7 protein-coding genes are annotated in these 5,188 nt (G+C 43.7%); 4 read left to right on the top strand and 3 right to left on the bottom strand.

Going from position 1 to position 5,188, the window contains the following annotated elements:
• Nucleotides 1-447 (bottom strand): hypothetical protein (locus ACWVCM_RS00525; protein ID WP_455199738.1); only part of this gene is annotated, 447 nt, incomplete at its 3' end.
• A gap of 442 nt (nt 448-889) precedes the next feature.
• Here ACWVCM_RS00525 and ACWVCM_RS00520 point away from each other — a divergent pair.
• The 3 genes from ACWVCM_RS00520 (at nt 890) to ACWVCM_RS00510 (ending at nt 3,430) form a co-directional block, all read left to right on the top strand.
• On the top strand, nt 890-1,801 hold the full coding sequence (locus ACWVCM_RS00520; RefSeq protein WP_455199737.1) for a selenium metabolism-associated LysR family transcriptional regulator: 912 nt from the start codon (nt 890-892) through the stop codon (nt 1,799-1,801).
• A 138-nt stretch (nt 1,802-1,939) separates the two neighbouring features.
• Nucleotides 1,940-2,317 carry a DUF2281 domain-containing protein gene (locus tag ACWVCM_RS00515; RefSeq protein WP_455199736.1) on the top strand — a complete coding sequence of 126 codons (378 nt, stop codon included), beginning with the start codon at nt 1,940-1,942 and terminating at the stop codon, nt 2,315-2,317.
• Between the two features lie 24 nt (nt 2,318-2,341).
• The gene (locus ACWVCM_RS00510) at nt 2,342-3,430 is read left to right on the top strand and encodes an AI-2E family transporter (RefSeq protein ID WP_455199735.1); all 1,089 of its coding nucleotides are present in this window, start codon (nt 2,342-2,344) and stop codon (nt 3,428-3,430) included.
• Nucleotides 3,431-3,506: 76 nt separating this feature from the next.
• Here ACWVCM_RS00510 and ACWVCM_RS00505 read toward each other — a convergent pair whose 3' ends face one another.
• Together ACWVCM_RS00505 and ACWVCM_RS00500 are read right to left on the bottom strand one after the other, a co-directional pair.
• Nucleotides 3,507-3,977: a peroxiredoxin gene (locus ACWVCM_RS00505; protein ID WP_455199734.1), complete on the bottom strand. Its 471-nt coding sequence runs from the start codon at nt 3,975-3,977 to the stop codon at nt 3,507-3,509.
• A gap of 26 nt (nt 3,978-4,003) precedes the next feature.
• The gene (locus ACWVCM_RS00500; RefSeq protein ID WP_455199733.1) at nt 4,004-4,534 is read right to left on the bottom strand and encodes a glycine cleavage system protein R; all 531 of its coding nucleotides are present in this window, start codon (nt 4,532-4,534) and stop codon (nt 4,004-4,006) included.
• 248 nt (nt 4,535-4,782) lie between these two features.
• Between ACWVCM_RS00500 and ACWVCM_RS00495 the strand changes: the two genes are divergently transcribed.
• A partial coding sequence (locus tag ACWVCM_RS00495) for a dihydrodipicolinate synthase family protein (RefSeq protein WP_455199732.1) occupies nt 4,783-5,188 on the top strand: 406 nt, incomplete at its 3' end.

Genomic DNA, 5,188 nt, shown 5'->3' with positions numbered 1-5,188 from the left:
TACCGAACCCAGTTTTTCACCTTTTAAGATAATGTCGTAAGATTTTTCAATGATGTTTATTTTGTTGTCGGGCAGTGCATAATCCAGCAATGGATCACCTTGAGCATTGAGATAGGCTGAATAACGAATGTCGTCATCCGCAGCAGCAAGTTTTTGATAATCACGAATGGTGTCAAAGTCGGATGCTTCAATTAGCGCAGGTGCAGTTTTTGCCAGGAATTCACCAATGATGTCTGCTTTTGCCAGGAGTCGATGGTATGCCCGGTTTTGTGCCGCGTTTTGCTCTGCCTTCAGTCCTTCTGCTGCAATGGCAATTTGATTGTCGGTGGAGGTGCGGGCAACTTTCGTAAACACATAACCGCCTACCAACAGGGAAATAATGGTAAAACCGCAGATGGGCGTAATGAATTTTATGGCGAGGTTGGAATTAAAAAATTTGCTGAGCATGATCCATTTCCTGGGCTGAATTTTTCCTGTTTTGCAGTGTTATTTTCGACAAATTGGATGCTTTCTTTATAAATTCCACGCCTTTCATCAACGTCAGCACATTATTAAGATGAATTGATCAATAAGCATCCAATATTGAAGCGTATGAAAGTTAAGCAGAATAAAACAGGATAAATAGTTTGGCGAGGCACGTGGTCGGTTATGAATGACGCAAAATTTAACTCAGGGATTGATCATTCAGGGTTTGTGGTAAGGCCGCTGAATTGAATAATCTTAGCGTGAAAAAGTGATTACTTAATAGCCAGACCATAAAAGCAGCATTATTATTTTTCATTGATTCATATCCATTAAGATATACAAAGTCCATTAAACATTTCTATTATAAAGATTAATTGCTATTATCATCTATATCATCTAATACATATATCAAAGGGTAATTCGAATGGCGGATCGAAGACTCCACGTATTTTATACGGTTGCCCGGCTGCTTAGTTTCACCAAGGCTGCCGAAACCTTGCACATGACCCAGCCGGCAGTAACCTTTCAAGTCCGACAATTAGAAGAACACTTCAATACCCGTTTATTTGATCGTACCCACAATAGAATTAGTCTTACCGAAGCTGGCCAGAAAGTATACGAATACGCGGACAGGATTTTTCAGCTCTACAATGAACTTGAAAATTCCGTTCGTGAGTTAACCGGTGAAATCAGCGGCGTGCTGATACTGGGGGCTAGTACCACCATTGCCGAATACATGTTGCCGGCACTGCTTGGCGATTTTAAAGCCAAGTATCCCGACGTGAATTTAAGGTTAAAGGTGTCCAACACGGATGGCATCGTATCGATGGTTGAGCACAATGTTATCGATCTTGGTGTAGTAGAAGCACCGGTTGCCAATAAGAATCTGTCCGTTGAAACCTGTCGCACAGATCGCCTGGTTGCCATTGTGCCTCCTGGGCACGAATTGGCAGGCAAGGAAAAGATTTCACTCAATACCCTGGTTGAATATCCCTATATCTGTCGCGAAGAGGGTTCCGGGACTCGTGAAGTAATACTTGAATACCTCAAGGAAGCGGGTGTTGATTCAAGCCATCTCAACGTCATAATGGAGTTGGGTAGCCTGGAAGCTTTGAAAGGTGCAGTAGAAGCAGGTATTGGCGTCAGCATTATATCCCGTGCCACTTTGTCAAAAGAGATTCGCCTGGGTACTTTGGCAGTGCTTGAGCTGGATCCCCCGCTGGAGCGACCATTTTCTTTTGTGCACCAAAAGCACAAGTTTCGTCAACGCGCCATGGAAGAATTACTGGATTTTGCGCGTAACTATTGCGAAACACATCAATCCTCCGATACATAATTATTCCGTAGTTGATGTAGTGATCATGCCGAAAACCGGGCAAGGGAATGGTATGGTTTGCATTTTAATAATTTTCTTTCTCAGGCAGGAATGATTTCCGGCTATAATCCCTAATATCATCACGTCAAACTGAATACGATGAAACCTGTTGAAAAAAAGTTGCTGAAACATTTTTCGAAGTTGTCTGAAAGTCAGCGGCAAACCCTGCTGCAGTTCGCGGAATTTCTGGCACATAAGGCTGATGATACTGGCGAGAATAAACCGGAAGAGATTCCCAGGCCAGTCCTGCAGGAAAGACCTGCGGAAGAAACTGTGGTTGGCGCCATTAAGCGCTTAACAGCAAGTTATCCGATGCTGGAAAAAGACAAGTTGTTTAACGAAACCTCGGTGCTGATGACAAAACACGTGATGCAGGGGCATGAAGCTCACCTGGTAATTGATGAACTGGAAGTACTTTTTCAACGCCACTACGATGAGTTGATAAGCGAAAACCAGGGTGAATCTAAAAATCAGTAAGAAAGCATAAGTTAATAATACAGCATGCTCGATATTTTTAAAAAATGGTATCAACGGAATTTTTCCGATCCGCAAGCAGTTATCCTTGCGGTATTGTTACTGTTTGGGCTATTAATTGTTATTTACATGGGTGGCATGCTGGCACCTATTCTGATCGCTATTGCCCTTGCTTATATGCTGGAGGCTATAGTGGCCCTGCTTGAGCAATACAATTTACCCCGTCTGGCAGCAGTTATTGTAGTATGTTTGATATTTCTACTGGCATTGCTGTTTTTAATACTGTTAATAATTCCTGTACTGTCACAACAGATTACTCAGTTAATCCAGGAATTACCCAACCAGCTGGATAAAGGTCAGCAAGCCCTGTTACGCTTGCCGGAAATTTATCCGGAGATTTTATCTGAATCACAGGTCAATGACATCGTCACAGATGTGCGAAAGCAGGTTACCAGTATGGGGCAGGCTTTTCTATCAGTCTCACTTTCATCGATACCCATTCTGTTTGCGTTTGTTGTGTATTGTATTTTGGTGCCGTTACTCGTGTTCTTTTTCCTGAAGGATAAAGAGCTAATTATTGAATGGCTTAAAAAATATATGCCTAAAGAACGTGGTCTTGCTGCGCAGGTATGGCAGGAAATGGATTTGCAGATTGGTAACTATGTTCGAGGAAAAATTATCGAGATAGTCATAGTTGGAGTAGTTACCTATGTGACCTTCTTGATCATGGGTTTAAACTATGCATTATTGCTGGCGGTATTAGTGGGCTTGTCCGTGATTATTCCATTCATTGGAGCGGCGGCGGTTACTATACCGGTAGCGATGATAGCCTATTTCCAGTGGGGCTGGAGTGCAGATTTTGCGTGGTTGATTCTGGCTTACGGCGTTGTACAGGCCCTGGATGGCAATGTATTAGTTCCTTTACTTTTTTCCGAAGCGGTAAACCTGCATCCTGTTGCCATAATAGTCGCGGTGCTGGTTTTTGGTGGATTATGGGGATTGTGGGGAGTGTTTTTCGCGATTCCTCTGGCAACCCTGGTTAAAGCAGTGTTGAATGCGTGGCCGAGTTTGCAGCCGCCGGATGGAATTGAGTCTGAACCTGTCGTTAAATCGTAGTCCTGTCACTTAAGTGTGCGAGTCGCGCGAAGTGCCATCTGTAAACAAAAGGCTAGCTTTACAATGAATGTAAAGGTTACTTCAAAGCTTTAACAGCCGCCAAAACCTCATCCACATGACCGGCTACTTTTACTTTACGCCATTCCTGTTTTAATACACCTTTCTCATCTATTAAAAATGTGCTGCGCTCGATGCCCATCACTTTTTTGCCATACATGTTTTTTTCTTTGATGACATCGAAGAGCTTGCACAATGTTTCATCGGCATCGGATAACAAATCAAATTTGAAGCCCTGTTTGTCGCGAAATTTTTCATGTGAAGCTATGCTGTCGCGTGATACGCCCAGCACAATTGCACCGGCGCGTTTGAATTTTGTAAGGTTGGCCTGAAAGTCCAGCCCCTCTGTGGTGCAACCTGGGGTGCTGTCTTTGGGGTAAAAGTAGATAACAACTTTGCTGCCTTTTAAATCTCCCAGTTTAATCGTTTGATCGCCGGTTGCTGGTAGCTTAAAGGCAGGAACTTTTTTGCCTGGTGCAACTTTACTCATTTAGGCTCCTTGTTGATAAGTTGTAATTAACCTTTGCATGGCTCGAGGACTGCGTCCATATTCAAACCGTCGCAAAAGTCCAGGAAGTCTTCTCGTAATGTGGCAATGCGGATATCGGTGGGTACGTTAACCACCATGCTCATGGTAAACATGGGCGTACCTGTATGCGCCGCTGCATAACTATTGGTATTCAGTTCTCGAATATTAATATTGCGAGTAGAAAAAAAGTTGGCAATCTTGTAGACGATGCCGGGGTGATCCATGGAAACCACGTCCACTGAGTACGCTAGTAAATCTTCGGGGTGAGTTTCCTGTTCCGTACGTTTTGACGTGATAGTGAGAGAAAGTTTCTCGCCTAGTCCGGGTAACTGGTTTTCCAGTTTGGCAAGTGCGTTCCACTTGCCCGATATCATTAAAATGAGGGCAAACTCCCCACCTAATACCGTCATCCGGCTATCGTTAATATTACAACCGCTATCCATGATGGCTTCTGAAAGTTTATCGACGATGCCGGGGCGGTCATTTCCTACTGCTGTAATTACGAGTAAATTATCCATCGCGCTCTATTGTAGTTGTGGTTGTGAAAATTTGCAGTTAAATATTTGCGTCAGTATATCATGGATTGGTTGATTAAATAATAACCACAAGCGCAAGGTGTTTTGACTACCAATGAAATGTACAATAGACAGTTGGTGCGCTTGTCATCCGTATTTTTGCTCAGTACCATTAACGCCCTTGGCGTAACAACCTGACCCCGATTTGTTATTTTAAGTCAGGTAAAACTTTACCCGTTTGGAGAAAATCTATGTTTCACGGCAGTATGGTCGCTCTGGTAACACCGATGCTTGAAGATGGTAGTCTGGACTTCGAGTCGCTGGATCGATTAATAGAATTCCATGTGGAAAATAAAACAGATGCAATTATCGCTGTGGGAACGACCGGTGAATCCGCTACTCTGGATGAAGAAGAACATTGTGCCACAATCAAACGAGCCGTTAAGACTTCAGCAGGCCGTATCCCCATTATTGCGGGCACAGGATCAAATTCCACCAAAGAAGCCATCGGTTTAACGCGTTGTGCCATGGAGGCGGGTGCTGATGCCTGTTTGTTGGTAACCCCGTATTACAATAAACCCACCCAGGAAGGACTTTACCTGCATTATCGTGCGGTTGCCGAAGCGGTAGGAGTTCCGCAGATACTTTACAATGTCC

This window comes from Kaarinaea lacus, from assembly GCF_975902315.1.
This window is presented reverse-complemented; position numbering and strand designations above follow the sequence as displayed.